The organism is Ruegeria sp. CDSA034, assembly GCF_059612275.1.
Genome location: NZ_JBXWQH010000017.1, coordinates 21,814 through 39,951 on the forward strand (window position 1 = coordinate 21,814; position 18,138 = coordinate 39,951).

The 18,138-nt window shown below is 54.6% G+C and carries 14 protein-coding genes; 9 read left to right on the top strand and 5 right to left on the bottom strand.

Annotation, left to right across the window (positions count from 1 at the left end):
* The first annotated feature begins 19 nt into the window (after positions 1-19).
* The 6 genes from AC2FLJ_RS20630 to AC2FLJ_RS20655 all read left to right on the top strand — a co-directional run bounded on the left by AC2FLJ_RS20630 (position 20) and on the right by AC2FLJ_RS20655 (position 9,654).
* Complete coding sequence (locus tag AC2FLJ_RS20630) at positions 20-1,384, top strand: CmpA/NrtA family ABC transporter substrate-binding protein (protein WP_496698245.1); 1,365 nt, start codon at positions 20-22, stop codon at positions 1,382-1,384.
* A gap of 73 nt (positions 1,385-1,457) precedes the next feature.
* On the top strand, positions 1,458-2,540 hold the full coding sequence (locus AC2FLJ_RS20635; RefSeq protein ID WP_496707422.1) for an ABC transporter permease: 1,083 nt from the start codon (positions 1,458-1,460) through the stop codon (positions 2,538-2,540).
* A 5-nt stretch (positions 2,541-2,545) separates the two neighbouring features.
* A complete protein-coding gene (locus tag AC2FLJ_RS20640) occupies positions 2,546-4,225 on the top strand; it encodes an ABC transporter ATP-binding protein (RefSeq protein WP_496698241.1) in 1,680 nt (559 codons plus the stop codon).
* Between the two features lie 4 nt (positions 4,226-4,229).
* Positions 4,230-6,665 (top strand): nitrite reductase large subunit NirB, encoded by a 2,436-nt coding sequence (gene nirB / locus AC2FLJ_RS20645; protein ID WP_496707425.1) that lies wholly within the window; start codon positions 4,230-4,232, stop codon positions 6,663-6,665.
* A complete protein-coding gene (gene nirD / locus AC2FLJ_RS20650) occupies positions 6,662-6,994 on the top strand; it encodes a nitrite reductase small subunit NirD (protein WP_282171120.1) in 333 nt (110 codons plus the stop codon). Before nirB ends, nirD begins: the two co-directional genes overlap by 4 nt.
* On the top strand, positions 6,994-9,654 hold the full coding sequence (locus AC2FLJ_RS20655) for a nitrate reductase (protein ID WP_282171119.1): 2,661 nt from the start codon (positions 6,994-6,996) through the stop codon (positions 9,652-9,654). Before nirD ends, AC2FLJ_RS20655 begins: the two co-directional genes overlap by 1 nt.
* Positions 9,655-10,722: 1,068 nt before the next feature.
* On the opposite strand, the gene AC2FLJ_RS20660 is transcribed toward AC2FLJ_RS20655, so the two are convergent.
* The 3 genes from AC2FLJ_RS20660 to AC2FLJ_RS20670 are packed head-to-tail and all read right to left on the bottom strand — an operon-like array spanning position 10,723 to position 13,371.
* Positions 10,723-12,057 (bottom strand): sensor histidine kinase, encoded by a 1,335-nt coding sequence (locus AC2FLJ_RS20660; protein ID WP_282120599.1) that lies wholly within the window; start codon positions 12,055-12,057, stop codon positions 10,723-10,725.
* Positions 12,057-12,716 carry a response regulator gene (locus tag AC2FLJ_RS20665; protein WP_058278674.1) on the bottom strand — a complete coding sequence of 220 codons (660 nt, stop codon included), beginning with the start codon at positions 12,714-12,716 and terminating at the stop codon, positions 12,057-12,059. Before AC2FLJ_RS20665 ends, AC2FLJ_RS20660 begins: the two co-directional genes overlap by 1 nt.
* A 37-nt stretch (positions 12,717-12,753) precedes the next feature.
* Positions 12,754-13,371 (bottom strand): PepSY domain-containing protein, encoded by a 618-nt coding sequence (locus tag AC2FLJ_RS20670; protein WP_496707428.1) that lies wholly within the window; start codon positions 13,369-13,371, stop codon positions 12,754-12,756.
* A gap of 206 nt (positions 13,372-13,577) precedes the next feature.
* Here AC2FLJ_RS20670 and AC2FLJ_RS20675 point away from each other — a divergent pair, with 206 nt between their 5' ends.
* Complete coding sequence (locus tag AC2FLJ_RS20675; protein WP_496707429.1) at positions 13,578-14,795, top strand: hypothetical protein; 1,218 nt, start codon at positions 13,578-13,580, stop codon at positions 14,793-14,795.
* Between the two features lie 201 nt (positions 14,796-14,996).
* Here AC2FLJ_RS20675 and AC2FLJ_RS20680 read toward each other — a convergent pair whose 3' ends face one another.
* Together AC2FLJ_RS20680 and AC2FLJ_RS20685 are read right to left on the bottom strand one after the other, a co-directional pair.
* The gene (locus AC2FLJ_RS20680; RefSeq protein ID WP_282120596.1) at positions 14,997-15,185 is read right to left on the bottom strand and encodes a hypothetical protein; all 189 of its coding nucleotides are present in this window, start codon (positions 15,183-15,185) and stop codon (positions 14,997-14,999) included.
* Positions 15,186-15,501: 316 nt separating this feature from the next.
* Positions 15,502-16,290, bottom strand: a complete 789-nt coding sequence (locus AC2FLJ_RS20685) for a helix-turn-helix transcriptional regulator (RefSeq protein WP_282171116.1) — start codon at positions 16,288-16,290, stop codon at positions 15,502-15,504.
* A gap of 559 nt (positions 16,291-16,849) precedes the next feature.
* Here AC2FLJ_RS20685 and AC2FLJ_RS20690 point away from each other — a divergent pair.
* Positions 16,850-17,026 carry a Flp family type IVb pilin gene (locus AC2FLJ_RS20690; RefSeq protein WP_145975006.1) on the top strand — a complete coding sequence of 59 codons (177 nt, stop codon included), beginning with the start codon at positions 16,850-16,852 and terminating at the stop codon, positions 17,024-17,026.
* A 144-nt stretch (positions 17,027-17,170) separates the two neighbouring features.
* Positions 17,171-18,130 (top strand): Flp pilus assembly protein CpaB, encoded by a 960-nt coding sequence (gene cpaB, locus AC2FLJ_RS20695; RefSeq protein ID WP_496707432.1) that lies wholly within the window; start codon positions 17,171-17,173, stop codon positions 18,128-18,130.
* Positions 18,131-18,138: the final 8 nt, after the last annotated feature.

Sequence of the window (18,138 nt, forward strand, 5' to 3'; positions counted from 1 at the left end):
TGAACCGAAAGGGATCGAGATGAAAAAGCTTCTTTTAGGCCTCGTCGCAACGACGGCGCTTGTGTCTCCGGCACTGGCCGAGCTGGAACTGGAAAAAGACGAGCTGACTTTTGGCTTTATCAAACTGACCGATATGGCGCCGCTGGCTGTCGCTTACGAGAATGGGTACTTTCTGGACGAAGGCCTGTTCGTGACGCTGGAAGCACAAGCCAATTGGAAGGTCCTATTGGATGGCGTGATCGACGGGCAGCTTGACGGCGCACACATGCTGGCCGGACAGCCTTTGGCCGCCACCATCGGATACGGAACCGAAGCGCACATCGTAACGCCCTTCTCAATGGACCTGAACGGCAACGGCATCACCGTGTCCAAGGAGATTTGGGAAGAGATGAAGCCGAACATCCCGGTGATGGAGGATGGTCGTCCCCAACACCCTATCAGCGCAGAGGCGCTTGCTCCGGTCGTTGAGAAATACAAATCTGAAGGCAAGCCCTTTAACATGGGCATGGTCTTCCCAGTCTCGACCCACAATTACGAACTGCGCTATTGGCTGGCCGCTGGTGGGCTGCATCCGGGGTTCTACAGCCCAGACAACGTGACCGGTCAAATCGGTGCGGATGTGTTCCTCTCGGTGACACCTCCGCCGCAAATGCCAGCCACGTTGGAGGCCGGAACGATCTATGGCTACTGCGTGGGTGAGCCGTGGAACCAGCAAGCGGTGTTCAAGGGCATCGGCGTTCCAGTAATTACCGATTACGAACTGTGGAAGAACAACCCCGAGAAGGTCTTTGGCATCACAGCCGAGTTTGCCGAGGAGTATCCGAATACCACTCTGGCAGTGACCAAAGCCCTGATCCGCGCGGCACAGTGGTTGGATGAAAATGACAACGCCAACCGCCCCGAAGCGGTCGAAATCCTGAGCCGCGCAGAATATGTGGGCGCGGATTATGACGTGATCGCCAATTCGATGACTGGCACTTTCGAATATGAAAAAGGCGACAAGCGTGAGGTTCCAGATTTCAACGTGTTCTTCCGCTACAACGCGACCTATCCGTTCTATTCGGACGCGGTTTGGTACCTGACCCAGATGCGTCGTTGGGGTCAGATCGCCGATGCGAAGCCGGACAGTTGGTATGACGAAGTGGCCAAGTCGGTCTACAAGCCCAAAATCTACCTGGAGGCCGCCCGTCTGCTGGTTGACGAAGGTCTGGCGGATGAGGCCGATTTCCCCTGGAACAGTGACGGCTACAAGGCACCAACGCCTGCCGAGGATATCATTGACGGGATCGCCTATGACGGCCGCACACCCAACGCCTATCTCGAAAGCATGTCCATTGGCCTGAAGGGCGAGCAGAAGATCGTCGGCTCGGACGTTCAAGGCTAATTCCTCAGCTCCACGTCCGGCCAAGGTCGGGCGTGGGCTTCACAAGTGCCCCGCCATCGCAAGGACACATCAGATGACGACCGTCGATCCCGAATTCAACGCAGACGCTGCACGCCAGGAGCGTCGCGCCCGCCTTTTCACCCGCATCAATGCAGCCGACAAATGGTTCCAGGTGTTGGGTCTCAGCTGGGCCACGCCTGTTCTGAAAGCCGCCGCCGGAGACAATCCCCGCGCTCAGATGGCCGAGATTTGGCGTTTGCTGATCGTGCCGTTGCTGTCGATCTTCGCCTTTTTGCTTCTGTGGGGCACGCTGGCGCCCAAGGTACAGACCTCGCTGGGCGCGGTCCCCGGGCCAGCGCAGGTTTGGGCGGAGATGGTCAGCCTGAATGAGGACGCCAAAGCTAAAGCGGCAAAACGCGCCAAGTTCGAAGCCATGGTCGACACGTGCAATCAAAAGTTTATTGATGCTGGCCAGCCGGAGAAGGTGAAAGACGTCGCTTTCACCGGGGCTCCGACCTACTACCAACAGATCTGGACCTCGATCAAAACTGTGTTTTTCGGCTTTCTGATCGCTACTGCCCTTGCGGTCCCGCTGGGCATCGCCGCAGGTCTTTCGCCTACGGCAAATGCCGCGCTGAACCCGCTGATCCAGATATTCAAACCGGTCTCGCCACTGGCGTGGCTACCGATTGTGACCATGATCGTCTCGGCCGTTTACGTCACCAATGATGGCTGGTTCGCGAAATCCTTTTTGATCTCCGCCATCACCGTAACTTTGTGTTCGCTATGGCCCACATTAATCAACACGGCGCTGGGTGTGGCATCTATCGACAAGGATTTGGTGAACGTCTCCAAGGTTCTGAAAATGAACACCTATACCAAGATCACCAAACTGGTGTTGCCTTCGGCCCTGCCGCTGATCTTCACTGGTCTGCGCCTGTCGCTTGGTGTTGGCTGGATGGTCCTGATCGCCGCGGAAATGCTGGCGCAGAACCCCGGCCTGGGCAAGTTTGTCTGGGATGAGTTCCAAAACGGTTCCTCCAGCTCATTGGCCAAGATCATGGTTGCGGTCTTTACCATCGGCATCATCGGCTTCCTGCTGGACCGTGTGATGTATGCCCTGCAATCCCTTTTCACCTTCACGAATAACCGGTGAACGCGATGAGCATTCTAAGCTTCAAGGACACCTCTAAATCCTTCGGTGAAGGCACTGCGCGCGCCGATGTGCTGAAAGGCATCGATCTGGACGTGCAAGAGGGCGAGTTTCTGGTGATCCTTGGTTTCTCAGGCACCGGCAAGACGACCCTGATCAACCTGATGGCCGGGCTGGATCGCCCGACCAGCGGAGAGGTCACGTTCAAAGGCGCTCCGATAAAGGGCCCCGGCCCGGAACGCGGGGTGATCTTCCAGAACTACTCGCTGATGCCTTGGCTGACGGTCGGCGGCAATGTCGGGCTGGCGGTTGATACGGTTTTCCCGGATCTCAGCAAGACCGAGAAAGCCGAAAAAGTCGCGCATTACGTCAAGATGGTGGGCCTCAGCCATGCCGCGACGCGCCGCCCGGCGGAACTGTCCGGCGGGATGCGCCAGCGGGTCAACGTGGCGAGGGCGCTGTCGATGAGCCCTGAGGTATTGCTGCTGGATGAACCTCTGTCGGCGCTCGACGCTTTGACCCGTGCCAATCTGGCGGACGAGATCGAACACATCTGGGAAGCCGACAAGAAGACTTGCGTGCTGATTACCAACGACGTCGATGAAGCAATCATTCTTGCCGACCGGATCATTGCACTGAACCCAGATGGCACGCTGGGGCAGGAGTTCCACGTGTCGATCCCGCGACCGCGCGAACGCGGTGCCATGAACAACGATGAGACGTTCAAACGCTTGCGGGCGGACGTCACCAAATATCTGATGGACGTAGGGATCGAGGCCAAGGTCGAAGGCACTCGTACCCTGCCGGATGTCACCCCAATCCACGGGGTTCCAACGGCGGTGGCCGAGGCGCAAAAGGGGATGATTGAGAACCGCTTCCTCGATTTCTCGCAGCTGCACAAGGTGTATCCGACGCCCAAAGGCCCTCTGACCGTGGTCGAGGATTTTGACCTGAAGATCGACAAGGGTGAGTTCATCTCTCTGATCGGCCATTCCGGCTGCGGCAAGTCCACAGTTCTGACCATGGCCGCAGGTCTTAATGACATCTCCAAGGGCGCGATCAAGTTAGATGGCCGTCACGTCGAAGGCGCCGACCCGGAACGCGCTGTAGTGTTCCAATCGCCAAACCTGTTCCCCTGGCTGTCCGCCAAGGAAAACGTCGCGATTGGTGTCGACAAGGTCTACCCCAATGCAAGCCTGGCCGAGCGGCAGGACGTGGTGGAGTACTATCTGGAACGCGTCGGACTGGCCGATGCGATGGACAAATCTGCCTCTGACCTGTCGAACGGGATGAAGCAGCGTGTCGGTATCGCCCGCGCCTTTGCTCTGTCGCCCAAACTATTGCTGTTGGATGAGCCTTTCGGGATGCTCGACAGCCTCACACGCTGGGAATTGCAGGAAGTTCTGATGGAGGTCTGGTCCCGCACAAAGGTGACTGCGATCTGCGTCACCCATGATGTGGACGAGGCGATCCTGCTGGCCGACCGCGTAGTGATGATGACCAACGGTCCGCAGGCGACCATCGGTAAAATCACCAAGGTCGACCTGCCGCGCCCAAGGACTCGCAAGGCCCTGTTGGAGCACCCGGATTATTACGCCTACCGGCAGGAAGTTCTCGATTTCCTTGAAGAATACGAACACGGCGCCAAGCCGAAATCGCCCGCCCCTAAGGCGATTGCAGCGGAGTGAAATCATGAAGCAAAGACTAGTTGTTATAGGCGCAGGCATGGCCTCGGGTCGGGTGCTGGAACACCTGACCGACGCCGCACCGGATGCGTTCGAAATCACCCTGTTCAACGCTGAGCCGCGCGGGAACTACAACCGCATCATGCTCAGCCCGGTTCTGTCGGGTGAGAAGACCTATGAAGAGATCGTCACCCATGACGACACTTGGTATGCCGAGCGGGGCATCTCCTGCCGCTTTGGAGAGAAGGTGGCCAAGATCGACCGAGAGATGAAGGTGGTCGAGGGCGAGAACGGACATGTACCATACGACAAGCTGGTCGTCGCGACCGGGTCGAACCCGTTCATCATCCCTTTGCCGGGGCATGATCTGGATGGTGTGATCGCCTATCGCGATTTGGAAGACACGCAGCAGATGATGGGCATGAGTCCGGAAAACAAGGTCGTCGTAATTGGCGGTGGTTTGCTGGGGCTCGAGGCCGCTGCAGGGATGGTCGCGCATGGTGTTGACGTCACCGTTGTCCACATAATGGGCCACCTGATGGAGCGTCAACTGGACGAAGCCGCAGGCTACCTGCTGAAGAAGTCGCTGGAAGACAAAGGCATCAAGATCTGCCTGCAGGCGAACTCCAAGGAAATTCTGGGGCAGGACGGAAAGGTTCGCGCGCTGCTTCTGGACGACGGGACCGAGCTGCCCTGTGATCTGCTCGTCATGGCCGTCGGCATCCGCCCCAACACGGCTCTGGCACAAGAGGCCGGTCTGGCCACCGGGCGCGGCATTCATGTGGATGACCAGATGCTGACGTCGGACCCGGATGTCTACGCCGTGGGCGAATGCGTCGAACATGACGGAGAGGTATTCGGGCTAGTTGCACCGCTCTACGATCAGGCGAAGGTGGCGGCGCAGTCGTTGCTGGCGAAAGACGCTGCATTCGCGCAGAAAACCCTCTCGACCAAGCTGAAAGTCACCGGCTGCGATCTGTTCAGTGCGGGTGATTTCGCGGATGGGCCGGGGCGCGAGGATATCGTGTTCCGGGACCCGTCGCGCGGGGTCTACAAACGCCTTGTGATCGAAGAAGATCGTCTGGTTGGTGCTGTCATGTATGGCGACACCGCCGATGGTAGCTGGTTCTTCGGGTTGATCAAGGACGGCACCAGCATCGACGAGATGCGTGAGACGCTGATCTTCGGCCCGGCCTATCAGGGGGGCGACACCGCGGACCCTCTCTCAGCCGTTGCAGCATTGCCGCCTGAGGCGGAGATTTGCGGCTGCAACGGCGTATGCAAAGGCGAGATTGTCGAGGCGATCAACGCAGGTGCCGACGATCTGGGCGCGGTACGTGCAGGCACCAAGGCGAGTGCTTCCTGCGGCACCTGTACTGGACTGGTGGAACAGGTGTTGCAGGTGACGCTGGGTGACGACTTCCAAATGCCAACCGCGCAACCGATCTGCGGTTGCACCGACCTGACGCATGAGGATGTACGTCGTCTGATCAAGGGGCAGGAACTGAAAAGCCAGGCCGCTGTCTGGCAGGAACTCAGCTGGACCACGCCCAACGGCTGCCATGTTTGCCGCCCGGCGATTAACTATTATCTACTGGCGGATTGGCCGCTGGAATACCAAGACGACCCGCAAAGCCGCTTCGTCAATGAACGCAAACACGCCAACATTCAGAAAGACGGCACATTCAGTGTCGTGCCCCGAATGTGGGGAGGGATCACGACACCGGAAGAGCTGCGCGCCATTGCCAATGCTGCCGATAAGTACGACGTGCCAACCGTCAAAGTCACGGGCGGTCAGCGCATCGACCTTCTGGGCGTAAAGGGTGTGGACCTGCCTGCGATCTGGTCGGATCTGAACAAGGCTGGTCTGGTCTCGGGCCATGCCTATTCCAAGGGTCTGCGCACGGTCAAAACTTGCGTCGGCACGGATCATTGCCGGTTTGGCACGCAGGACAGCACCGGGCTGGGTATCAAGCTGGAGAAGACCCTGTGGGGGGCGTGGACGCCGCACAAGCTGAAGCTGGCCGTGTCAGGCTGCCCGCGCAACTGCGCCGAGGCGACGTGCAAGGATATCGGCGTGGTCTGCGTGGATTCGGGCTATCAGATCAGCATCGGCGGTGCCGCAGGCATGGACGTAAAAGAGACCGAGTTGCTCTGCCAAGTCTCCACCGAGGACGAAGCAATCGAGGTCGTGATGGCCGTCACCCAAGCCTATCGCGAAGGCGGCAAGTATCTGGACCGCTTGTACAAATGGTTGGGCAAGGTCGGCATGGACTGGGTCAAAGCTCAGGTCGTGGACGACATTGAAAATCGCGCTGCTTTGGTCGCCCGTTTCGAACTGTCGCAAAGCATCTACCGCAAAGACCCGTGGGCCGAACACGTCAAAGAAAAAGCGCAGACCTACGCGCCGATTGCAGATTTTACATTGGAGGCCGCGGAATGAGCTGGATCGACATCGGACATATTGATGAGGTGCCGGTGCGCGGAGCGCGTCTGGTGAAAACCCATATCGGCTGTATCGCCGTCTTCCGCACCGCCGAGGCGGAAGTATTCGCCGCGACCAACAGCTGTCCGCATAAGGGCGGCCCATTGTCCGAGGGCATCGTCCACGGCCAGTCAGTCACCTGTCCGCTACACAACTGGGTCTTTGACCTGAACACGGGCGAAGCTAAAGGCGCGGATGATGGCAGCATCACCACCTATCCGGTGCGTCTTGAAGACGGTCGTATCCTATTGGACGACAGCGCGGTTTCCCGGCGGAGCGCGGCCTGATGGACGGAAGTGGTCTGCCCGAAGTTCGCTCGACCTGCGCGTATTGCGGCGTTGGCTGCGGCGTGCTTCTGCGACCAGATGGAGTTGGAGGGCTGACTGTCCGGGGCGACCCGGATCATCCAGCGAACCATGGTCGTTTGTGCTCGAAAGGGTTGGCTTTGGGTGAAACCGTGGGGTTGGAACACCGGTTACTGGCTCCTCGCGCCTTTGGTCAGGACACCAGCTGGGATAACGCGTTGCAACTGATTGCAGACCGGTTCTCTGCCGCGATAACTGAACACGGGCCGGACAGCGTCGCTTTTTACGTCTCGGGGCAGTTGCTGACCGAGGATTACTATGTCGCCAACAAACTGATGAAAGGCTTTATGGGCTCGGCGAATATCGACACCAACTCTCGGCTTTGTATGGCATCTACAGTGGCAGGGCACAAACGCGCTTTCGGCACAGATACGGTGCCTGGAACCTATGAGGATCTGGATCAGGCTGACCTGGTTGTGCTGGTCGGCTCGAACCTCGCTTGGTGCCATCCTGTGCTCTATCAACGGGTCATAGCTGCGCGTCAGGCGCGCGGAACGAAGATTGTGGTTATTGATCCACGTCGAACAGCAAGCTGCGATCAAGCCGATCTCCATCTGGCGCTTCAACCGGGCAGCGACGTCGCATTGTTCAACCGATTGTTGGCCAGAATTCACCAAACCGGGCATGTGTCTGCGGAATTTCTGGATCGCAGCGTTGGGTTCAATGAGGCCGTCGAGCTGGCACAGCTTGACGATCCTGATGAGACGGGGCTGCGCCCTGGTGAGATTGAAGCTTTCTGCGATCTATGGATCGGTACCGAGCGCGTTGTGACGATCTTTAGTCAGGGTGTGAACCAGTCTTCTAGCGGAACCGACAAGGTCAACGCGATACTGAACTGCCATTTGGCCACCGGACGGATCGGTCGCCCGGGGATGGGTCCGTTTTCAGTCACCGGTCAGCCAAACGCCATGGGTGGTCGAGAGGTGGGCGGCTTGGCCAACATGCTCGCCTGTCATTTGGATATCGAAAACAAAGCCCACAATTCAGCCGTCCGGAAGTTCTGGAAAGCACCCAACATGCCACAGAAGCAGGGGCTCAAAGCGGTTGACTTGTTTCGCGCTGTCGAAAGCGGCCAGATCAAAGCACTGTGGGTCATCCACACCAATCCCGCGGCCACTATGCCAGATGCAGACCGCGTGAAGGCGGCCATCGAAAGCTGTCCATTCACAGTTGTCAGCGACCTGACCGCCAGAACAGATACCGCGCGTGTCGCAGACATATTGCTGCCAGCAGCGGGTTGGGGCGAAAAAAGCGGTACAGTGACCAATTCAGACCGCACGATCAGCAGACAACGCGCCGTTTTGGCGCCTCCGGGACAAGCGCGCGCGGATTGGGATATTTTGGCCGAAGTGGGCCGCCGCATGGGCTGGACAGAAGCATTCAGCTATAAAACCCCAGCACAGGTTTTTCGAGAATACGCTAAGATGACTTCGCTCGCTGTATCATTTGGCAAGGATCTGGATATTACAAATTTTTCGGACCTTGATGACGAAGACTATGAAGCGCTGAGCGCAACACGGTGGCCGACGACATCTCGTAAATCAGATGGCCGTTTTTTCGGCGATGGGCAGTTTTTCCATCCTGATGGCAAAGCACGTTTTGTGCCTGTTACCCATCGTCCACCTAAGGCGACGACTTCTGAACAATTTCCGTTTCTTTTGAACACGGGACGAAACAGGGACCAGTGGCACACCATGACAAGGTCCGGGTTGTCGCCGCGCCTGTCTGCCCATCTTGCCGAGCCTTATGTTGACGTTAACCCCAACGACGTTGATCGATTGGGCCTTAGTGCCGCAGATTTGGTTGAACTCAACAGCTCAGTTGGAAGCGGTATATTTCGGCTTCGCATCACGGAGTCTGTGGCACCAGGTCAAGTGTTTGCGCCAATTCACTGGACGGGTGAAACGGCCCCATCAGCCTGTGTGGATGTACTTGTTCCAAGTGTCACTGATCCGATCTCAGGACAGCCGGAAAGTAAGTCAACTGCGGTATCTGTACGGCGTATGCATGCCGCGTGGTACGGCTTTGCCGTTTCAGTTGACGCGGCGACCCCTGGTTCAGAGTACTGGGCAACTGCCAAAACACCCACCGGCTACAGGATGGAGTTTGCAGGCATGCAGATCATAGACAATTGGGAAAGCACTGCCCGCGAATGGTTTGGGCTACCGGATGCCGAGGCCACCGTAGTAGAAGATCCAAAGAGGGGCTCGTACAGAATAGCGCTGACAGACGGGCAGCGCGTATTGGCAGCGCTCTTCGTCTCGCGCCAACCTATCACATTGATGCGAGACTATTTGGCAAGCTTTCCCAAGGTGACGCCTCAGCAGATTTTGTCTGGCCGTTCCTCTGCGTCTTCAGAAGATTGCGGACCAATTGTCTGTTCCTGTTTCGAAGTCGGGCTAAAAACCATCATCCGTGCCATTCATGACCAACATATGATCAGTGTGGACGATATCGGAGATACCCTTCAGGCTGGAACGAATTGCGGGTCTTGCCGGCCAGAGTTGGCAGACTTGCTCACCGAGCATTCGAAATCAATCCGCAACAAACAGAAGAACTGCCGGCAAGAACAATCCGCGTAGATTCAAGGTTCCTTTGAACGGTACTGCGGTCCGCTATGATTGGTTTTCAAAGCCAGCGCAGGTTCCATTCATCTATAGAACAGATCAAATTGGGCCTTCCTAACCGGTTCGAACAACTTGGTCAGACGATGGCTTCGCCCGTGCTCCAGACCAACACTCGCGTCCCAGTTTCGCGTTTGCGGCGAATGTCTCCTCTGACGCGCCGCACAACGGCTAAGGCGACCGCAACCGAACGGCAGGTTAGGGCCGAATGTCACTTTCGCTATTAGGTAATTTAATGATCGCCAATAGTAGCTATCACCCTTCACGCCGCTTTCCTTTCGCGGGCCAGCGGGATTTGGACAAGCCAAACGCCCTTGGCCGTCAGGGTGAGGGCGCTGCCCTCCCCCTCGGGTAACCCTATTAGACAGGGCCGTATCCTCGGCTGTGCCTGCGGGCCGCACCACCCCTGTCGAATAGCGTTGCCTTGACCCCTCCCGCGTTCGCCACGTGGCAGATTAGCAGGAACAGGCAGCTTCGCTGTCTGACCTACAAATCAGATCTGATTTTCCGAAAGGGAAGTCAGAACAAATCAAACTGCGTGCGGGAGCATAAAATGGGAACGGTGTGTTAGTTGATGACGCAAAGGTCAAATTCAACTGATGTCCAACGTTGGGGGGCGCCTTCGGATGTCGAACGTTCACCTAGTTTCTGGTCCAACTATGACGGTTGGGTCAGGTTCGTGTGACGTTCAACAGGAAATGTGGAACGTCACTGACCTTTGACTCAATCGACTGTCAAAACCTCAATAAATCGGTGAATCACGTCATTCAATTCTGACCCAAACGTCAAGCATTTCTGACCCAAATTGAATGGCGGCCATTCATCGACGCTGCAGCCAATATCTCAAGGAAAGCACAACAACATCAAGAGACCCCACAGCGCACTGGGCTATCGCCCACCAGCCCCGGAAACTATAATCCCAATGGATCAGAGGCCAACAATGCACTAACAATCAAACTGGACCAGTCAGATGAGGCTGCTCAGAAATCCACACATTGAGCCACTCATTCTCTGAGCCGTCGCCGCTTATGACTTGGTTGGAATCACCACCCGACCGCTTAAACCTCCAAGCGAGACAGATTTTCCCAAGTCAAAGTGCGCACCATATGCATTGAGAAGATCAACCGCTATTGCCAGCCCCAGCCCGCTGCCTCTCACCGAAGTGTCAAGCCGCCCACCAGAGCGCAATGCTTCGCGTATTGCGTCCTCTGGAATACCCGGCCCGTCATCTTCGATACAGATCTCGACGCAGTATTCCCGACGTTTCGCAATCAGTCTTACTTGGCCGCGACACCATTTGACTGCGTTATCCAACAAGTTTCCAAGAACCTCTTCGATATCTTGCGTATCCATGCGCACCCAGAGTTCGGGGTCGCTTTTGACGTCCAGCTTTTTGCCTTCTCTTTCGGCAATCGTTGAAAACAGCCGTGCGAGACGTTCGACTGAGTGTGAAATATCCGTTCGCGAATGCGTCAACTCAGCTGTGTTTAGAGCTCGGATGCGCGCGAGTGACCGACCGAGTTGAGCGTCGATTCGATCAAGAGCTTCGTCAGCGATATTTGTGTCGACGCCGGACTGGGACATAGCCTGCAATTCATTTCTCAGAATAGTGGCAGGTGTTTTCAAAGCATGTGCCAGATCAGCGGCTTGCCTGCGTGATCCGGACACAATGTCCCTATTGCGACGCAAAAGCTGATTCAAGTCATTAACCAAAGGGGCCACTTCCTCCGGATAATCCTTTGGTTTCAGGTCGTCATCAGCGTCCCAACGATAAGCCACATCCCTGCGCAATTTACGAAGAGGCCCCAGGATGACAGACATCAGCATCAATGAGCTCGCAACGCCGATCAGGCCAACCAACCCAAACACTGGCAGAAGACTGCGCTGTGCCGCCTGTCTTTCGTTGACCAATTGCGCCTGGCTTTCAGCAACACTTATGCCCCAGACAGTGTCATCTTCGAAGGTAATCTGTTGGTACGCGCTGCGCAGCGCTTCGCCCTCGGGGCCCGAAGTGTTCCAAAGGGTTGCGTTTTCTGAGGCGTTGGGTGGCTCGGCGATTGTTTCATCAAACAGAGACGCCGACGTGAAAACCTCTCCGTCGCCGCTGGTGACCTGCCAGTATCTGCCGGAATATGGCGCACTGTATGCCGGATCAAACATGAGATCACGCAGGGCATCCGGGTCTTGGGTCGTGACGCTCAGCCCGACAACAAGCTGGGTGTGGCGATCTAGAAGCGTGGCGTCGAACCTGTTTGAAACTCGGGAATCGATGAATGAAAACACCGCGAGTGTGCCCACGCCAACCGACAAGGCCCCGGACGCAATCCCCCCAAGCAATGCCCGTTGACGCAATGACAACATCAGAGTGAATCGATCATGTATCCGCGACCCCGAACCGTCGTGATCAGGTCAGGTCCCAACTTGTTACGCAGTCGGTTTATGAAAACCGCGATGGTATTCGAGTCCCGGTCACCATTGTATTCGTAGATATGCTCTGAAAGCTCGGATCTTGGAATCAGGCGACCGGCGTTATGGGCCAGGTAAGTCAGAACAGCAATCTCCTGGGCGGTTAAATCGATCGGAACACCTTCAACAGTCACCCGTCCATTACGTGTATCAAGAATGACGTTGCCCATCTCGATAATGGGGTTAAGCTGCCCACTCTGACGGCGCAAGATGGCGCGGACACGCGCGGCCAGCTCGGGCAAATGGAATGGTTTGGTCATGTAATCATCCGCACCAGCATCCAACCCGTCGACCCGTTCGCTCCACCCATCACGTGCCGTCAGGATCAATACCGGAGTTTTTACGCCTGCGCTGCGCCAGTCGCGCAAAACAGAGATGCCATCTCGTTCCGGAAGCCCGAGATCGAGGATGATCATATCATATGGTTCTGTAGTTCCCAGATGCTGGGCGTCAATGCCATTGTGGACGATATCGACCACTCGGCCTTCAGCGTTCAGCAGCTTTTTGATCTGCTCACAAAGGTGCGGTTCATCTTCAGCGAGTAATACTCTCATACTTTTTTCTATAGGCCTGCGACCGAAATTTTAACCACTATTTTTTGCCACCACCATTACCGTTGCCGCCGGAGTTGCCGTTACCGTTGCCACCGCTGTTGCCGTTGCCGCCAGAGTTGCCGTTGCCGTTGCCACCTGAGTTGCCGTTGCCACCTGAGTTGCCGTTACCGCCAGAGTTGCCGTTGCCACCGGAGTTGCCGTTGCCGCCAGAGTTACCGTTGCCGCCGGAGTTGCCGTTACCATTGCCGCCGCTATTGTTGCTCTGATTGCCCTTACTGCTGGCCTGTCCTTGCGAGTTGGATTTGGCAGAATTGCCGGGTGTGGACTTGGCTGCATTGGAAATCTGGCGTCCGATATTTGAACGATTGGGCACAACCACACCGGTTTGAGCATTCACGATAACACTGATGATCTTGCCGTTGGGTTTCTTTACAAGGATCCGATAGTAGACCTTGTCAGTCTGAAACGCACGCGCATCAACCGGCGTTCCGCCAAAGACTCTTTCAACGCCTTTAAGAACCCTCTTCAACCTGATGGTGCTGCCCGACGTTGTCACTTTGCGCAATTCGGACTGCTTTAGTTCGCGCACAGCAGCATGCCCGTCCCCGACTTGGAGAAAGGCGAACAGACAAGCGATGATAAAAAAATTTCTCATCCTCAGTACTCAATATCGCGTAACTGCGCCTCAATTCTACAGATTTTAAGATGAACTGGCGATGAACGGCCGGTTCGTCGCAGGTTCAACGATAATAGGCTTAAATCTGTCAGTTAGTTCCTGATTCCGGCACGCACACTCGTGCTGTCATTTTTCTACGCATTTCATCGTGTGTGGAAATTCGCATTTAACAAACGAGGACCGTCATGAAGATCAAAACGACCGGCCTAATGAAAGCCTCTGCAATAGCAATCGCTTTGCTGGGATCTACTGCAATTATTGGGGCGTTCACATTCCCCGATACCGCCTATGCCAAGCAAGGCAATGGTAACGGCGGTGGCAATGGTAACGGCGGTGGCAATGGTAACGGCGGTGGCAATGGTAACGGGGGCGACAAAGGCAACAGCGGTGGCAAAGGCCACGGCAGCAGCGCGAGTAGCGGAAAAGATAAAGGTAAAGGATCAACCGCATCCACAAACGGCGCAAGCAAAGCTGCCGGGAAATCTGGTCACAAGTCAAAAGGCTCTGAACGGAGCTCCTCGAAATCTTCCAAGAAGGGTCAATTCTCTCTGAATGGATTGTTTGGCGGCAATAAAAAACAAACTGCCAAGAAGACACAAAGGAAGGGAATTGCCGGCCTGTTCAAAGGTAGCAAGCCAGTCACCACTGCAAAACGAACAAAAACTACTTCAGTTAAGCGGTCTTTGCGCCCGCCGAGCAGGAAAGCAACGATTCTAGAAGATAGTACGCTTGCGCTTGAACCGCGCAACCTCGGCAAGTTGAACGGCGCCACTAACTCCAGCCCCAAGGCAAAGCTCGCGCATATTACCAACGGTCAGTATATGAAAGGTACGGGGCCGGTCAGCCTTGCAGCAGGCCTTGCCGTTGCGGACACCAAATTCAATCACATCATGGGTGAAAACAACACGTTGAGTCCCAAAGACGTGAAAGAAATCAACGCAGCGCTGGACTACTTGGACGAAGCCCCCCTGTCCCTGGAAGAAGCCGAGGATATCCTTGCCAATGAGGAAGCCAACCCTGGGACAACTGATCCTGAAGATTTGGAAGACGCGCAAGCCGTTAAAGATGCGCACGACTTAACCACGGATGAAGATGGTAATCCGATTGATCGACCTACGGAAGATCAGTTGGCGTCCGCAGAAGCCGTGCATCAGGCAGAAGACAACCTTTTGGATCACCACAAGGGCGGGTTTTCAGAAGATGACGCCATCGCAGCGCAGCAGCAAGACAGTGTTCTCGACGCTGTACGAGCCTCTAATCCTGACGAGGAAGCCGTCAAAACCGCTCTTGGCAATTCGTATGACGAAGACAAGTACGATGACGAAGAAGTCAGTATCGATCCGGCCGAAGAAGATCAGACGCCTGATGGAGAGGAAGAGGAAGAACTTGTTAGTAATGGCTAAGTGCTAGGTCAGAAGGGTGTTGGTAAAGACCTGGTCCGCGCCAATATCGCACGGGTTCGCATCATTCCCCAATAACCATTTGGATTCTTTACCCTGCCTCTCACTGTAAAAAAAGCCCGCTCTGATTAGAGCGGGCTTTTGCATTGGTGTTTTCCCGGGTAGGACGTGTCCCTGGAAAACTGCAGACGTCTTTATGTAGGGTCAGACGTCCTTTTTTGCTCTTTCAAACTGTTCGCTATTTACGATAGCCGTCAGAGCAATCTCGACAGGCGAGAAACGCCCGCTGCCGGATTTCGTGGTGTTCGACACGCATTTGTGCGCGGTGGAACGTGATGGTTTCATTCGTACAGGAATCGGATCCAAAGCTTTTTCAGTGGCAGACTTAATCATGCTGTTCCCCTTCCAGAGAGCCAAGCGCCCTTAACCGTCTCGGCTCGGTAGAATGAGTATGCGCGATGTTTGTTGAACACTGCGAGAACACATTGTTCATCTTTGGTTAAAGTTGTAGCCGATACGTCAACAATAGTCTAAGTTGCTCTTCGCTGCTCAAATCCCCACTGATGGTTTAAGTAACCCTTGATAGTAGATGAGCAGCAATTGTCGTATTTGGCCTTGCACCATCGCTGTGTAGTTGAACAGACAAAGGAACGTTTTGCCAACCTGTGCGGCTAACTTGGTGCTTTACAGCTATCGCATTCACTAGCCGTCAGCCGATACGTGCTGTTTCAGCATTGTTGGAGCCGCGGTCTGCATCATTTCTTCGATTTAACAAATGCAGCAGTTCAACTTGATTAGAAGCGCCCGTCTTTGAAAAAACTGAACTCAGATGCGACCGGACAGTCGTTGGGCAGACAGTCAGGGCTTCGGAAACCTTTTTGACCGTAAATCCTTCCTTCAACATGGCACAAACCCGAAATTCACACCGGCTCAGGCCTGCTGGATTTTGAGGACCCAGTATCGGAACACGTTTGTTTCCCGAAACCTCCTTAAGATGGTGATTTCGGCCCTTCTCAAAAATCGCGGAAGCTGAACCAGGCGTTCGATTGCTCCAACCGGACGCTAGTGTCGACGCCATTATGGCCAGTAAGTCCAAATCAAATTGGGCAGGCTTATGCCGGAAATGCAGCTCGATGTGATCCACATGCCCGCCACTCGTATCAAGCGGAACGATGATCACCTCACCCAAATCCTTTAAATCGCCCTCAAGATGTCGTGGTATTGCTGCTTTGTCTGCAATCAATGCATCCGACAATGTCCAAATTGAACCAGCCTTTGCCGTCGCAAAATTATCACCCAAAACCAGCTCTGCCTGAGTTTGAGATTGAGAGGGCCAGACTTTACCTTCTTCTTTGCAACACCGAGCAACGTATTTTACTTTTCGGTCCAGCTTAAATGTTCGCGCAATTAATGCAGCGTCTGCATTAACCAACTCTATTAATTTTCTTAAAGCTTGTGGAATGGAATTATTACCCGCTAAAGCGTGTGTCCATTCCATAACGAATCTGAAGCTGTTTTGCGCCTGGGCGCTTCTGGGAAAACTGACACTCATTACTCTACCAACCAAATCAGCAAACTTTGCTGGTCAAAATTTCTTTCGCAGCCCCCGCCGCAGTTACAAACTTGTTCAGGTCTCATCAGCTCAGCAACTGGTTTTTGAAGCCTCAAATGAAGATGTACAATAAAGCATGGCGCCGAACTAAATATTAATTATCTGAATTTATTACTAAAAATTCAATTTCGTGAAAATTAAACGTCGACATCCGATCGATCCAAAGAACGAGATTTTAGACTACAGTTACCCCTCGAATCACTAAATTGTTTCCAAACATGCTGATTCGAGTGAATGTTAAGATCTTGTTAATGCAAGGTTTATTTTTATCACCTTCAGGTAACTAGTGAAATTAAAAACACACTTTAAAGGTGTATTTTTCCTATTCTTCGCGGAAGGCGGGAATTTTTATCACGGCTACCGTTATTTCAGAGCCAATGCAAAATGTCTGGCTTGCGTTGCGACAAACGCAACGTGGATTTCAATTTAACCTTTCGGGGGAAACATGACCAAATTTATGAAGAAGTTTGTCAAAGAAGAAAGCGGCGCGGCAATTGTTGAATATGGCCTTGCCCTTTTGGTTGTCGCGTCAATTGCGGTTGGTGCGTTCTCTTATCTTGGCACCACTACAAACACGAACGTGACGGGTGCTTGCGCAGCTCTGGGTAGCGCAACCTGCTGAGCCATTGGTTCCTTGCGATTTACAAACCACAACAACATTCTGCGCCGTCCCATCCGTATAGCGGCGCAGAATACACCGCCGGGATTTTCGAAATCACATTTGTAGAAGTTTCGAGATTTTTGAGCGTAACTTTTGGAGACAGAGATGCGTATCAGACCAATTATTACCACATTTTTCGGAATTGCGATTGCTTCAGGCTCTGTGTTCCTGGCGAAAGACTACATCCAATTTAACACGACTGCACCCAGTGCTACGACGAACGCCGATCTCGTTGAGATCTACGTTGCGCGCTCAGAGATTGCATTTGGTCAAACAATAGAAAATCATCACGTCACAACTCATCTCTGGCCACGCGAAGCGCTACCTGCAGGGGTTTTTACCGAGTTAGGGGTACTTGTTCCGGATAGTCGCCAAAAGCTGCGTCGCGCAAAGGGGCGGTTCTATCCCGGTGAAGTCATGCTTCTTTCGAAAGTTTCGAATTTCGGAGAGAAGGTCACGCTGGTTCAAAAGCTGGGTGAAAACACGCGCGCGATGGCGATCGAAGTGGATGCCGTGACCGCGGTCGGCGGATTTGTCACTCCGGGTGATTGGGTCGACATCGTTTTGACTCAAGGCGCAAGGATGGATTTGCGCGCTGTTACTATTTTGCAGAATATCCGCGTGATTGGCGTCGACCAGCAATCCGAAGAACTGAGCGATCAACCCGAAATTGCCCGCACGATCACAGTGGAAGTGACACCTCAGCAAGGACAGCGCCTGGCTTTGGCTCAAAAAGCCGGGACCCTGAGCCTCACTCTAAGAACGCTGGACGGTGTCGAGGATGAGCCAATGGAAATGGTTCGCCTGCGCGATCTTTTGCAAGAAGAAGGTCCAGCTGAAAAAGTTGAAACTCAACCGACGGTTAGGTTGAATCGCGGCACGGAATCCGAAGTTGTCATCATCCAGAGGAACTCCCGCGGAGCCGAAGAAGCGACAGAGGCGGAGACGACCCCCCAGACGAAATCCAGCAATCAGACGGATGCCTCGTCCACCCCGATAACTGTCAGCCCAGAGATCAAGCCAAAAGCCCGCTCGATCGAAGTCAGCCAGAACTCTGCACAGTAAGTCTGCGC

Bases quoted from the DNA above. Each gene is read 5' to 3' on its own strand.
- AC2FLJ_RS20630 (WP_496698245.1), top strand. From the start codon at position 20: ATGAAAAAGCTTCTTTTAGGCCTCGTCGCAACGACGGCGCTTGTGTCT.
- AC2FLJ_RS20635 (WP_496707422.1), top strand. From the start codon at position 1,458: ATGACGACCGTCGATCCCGAATTCAACGCAGACGCTGCACGCCAGGAG.
- AC2FLJ_RS20640 (WP_496698241.1), top strand. From the start codon at position 2,546: ATGAGCATTCTAAGCTTCAAGGACACCTCTAAATCCTTCGGTGAAGGC.
- nirB (WP_496707425.1), top strand. From the start codon at position 4,230: ATGAAGCAAAGACTAGTTGTTATAGGCGCAGGCATGGCCTCGGGTCGG.
- nirD (WP_282171120.1), top strand. From the start codon at position 6,662: ATGAGCTGGATCGACATCGGACATATTGATGAGGTGCCGGTGCGCGGA.
- AC2FLJ_RS20655 (WP_282171119.1), top strand. From the start codon at position 6,994: ATGGACGGAAGTGGTCTGCCCGAAGTTCGCTCGACCTGCGCGTATTGC.
- AC2FLJ_RS20660 (WP_282120599.1), bottom strand. From the start codon at position 12,057: ATGTTGTCATTGCGTCAACGGGCATTGCTTGGGGGGATTGCGTCCGGG.
- AC2FLJ_RS20665 (WP_058278674.1), bottom strand. From the start codon at position 12,716: ATGAGAGTATTACTCGCTGAAGATGAACCGCACCTTTGTGAGCAGATC.
- AC2FLJ_RS20670 (WP_496707428.1), bottom strand. From the start codon at position 13,371: ATGAGAAATTTTTTTATCATCGCTTGTCTGTTCGCCTTTCTCCAAGTC.
- AC2FLJ_RS20675 (WP_496707429.1), top strand. From the start codon at position 13,578: ATGAAGATCAAAACGACCGGCCTAATGAAAGCCTCTGCAATAGCAATC.
- AC2FLJ_RS20680 (WP_282120596.1), bottom strand. From the start codon at position 15,185: ATGATTAAGTCTGCCACTGAAAAAGCTTTGGATCCGATTCCTGTACGA.
- AC2FLJ_RS20685 (WP_282171116.1), bottom strand. From the start codon at position 16,290: ATGGAATGGACACACGCTTTAGCGGGTAATAATTCCATTCCACAAGCT.
- AC2FLJ_RS20690 (WP_145975006.1), top strand. From the start codon at position 16,850: ATGACCAAATTTATGAAGAAGTTTGTCAAAGAAGAAAGCGGCGCGGCA.
- cpaB (WP_496707432.1), top strand. From the start codon at position 17,171: ATGCGTATCAGACCAATTATTACCACATTTTTCGGAATTGCGATTGCT.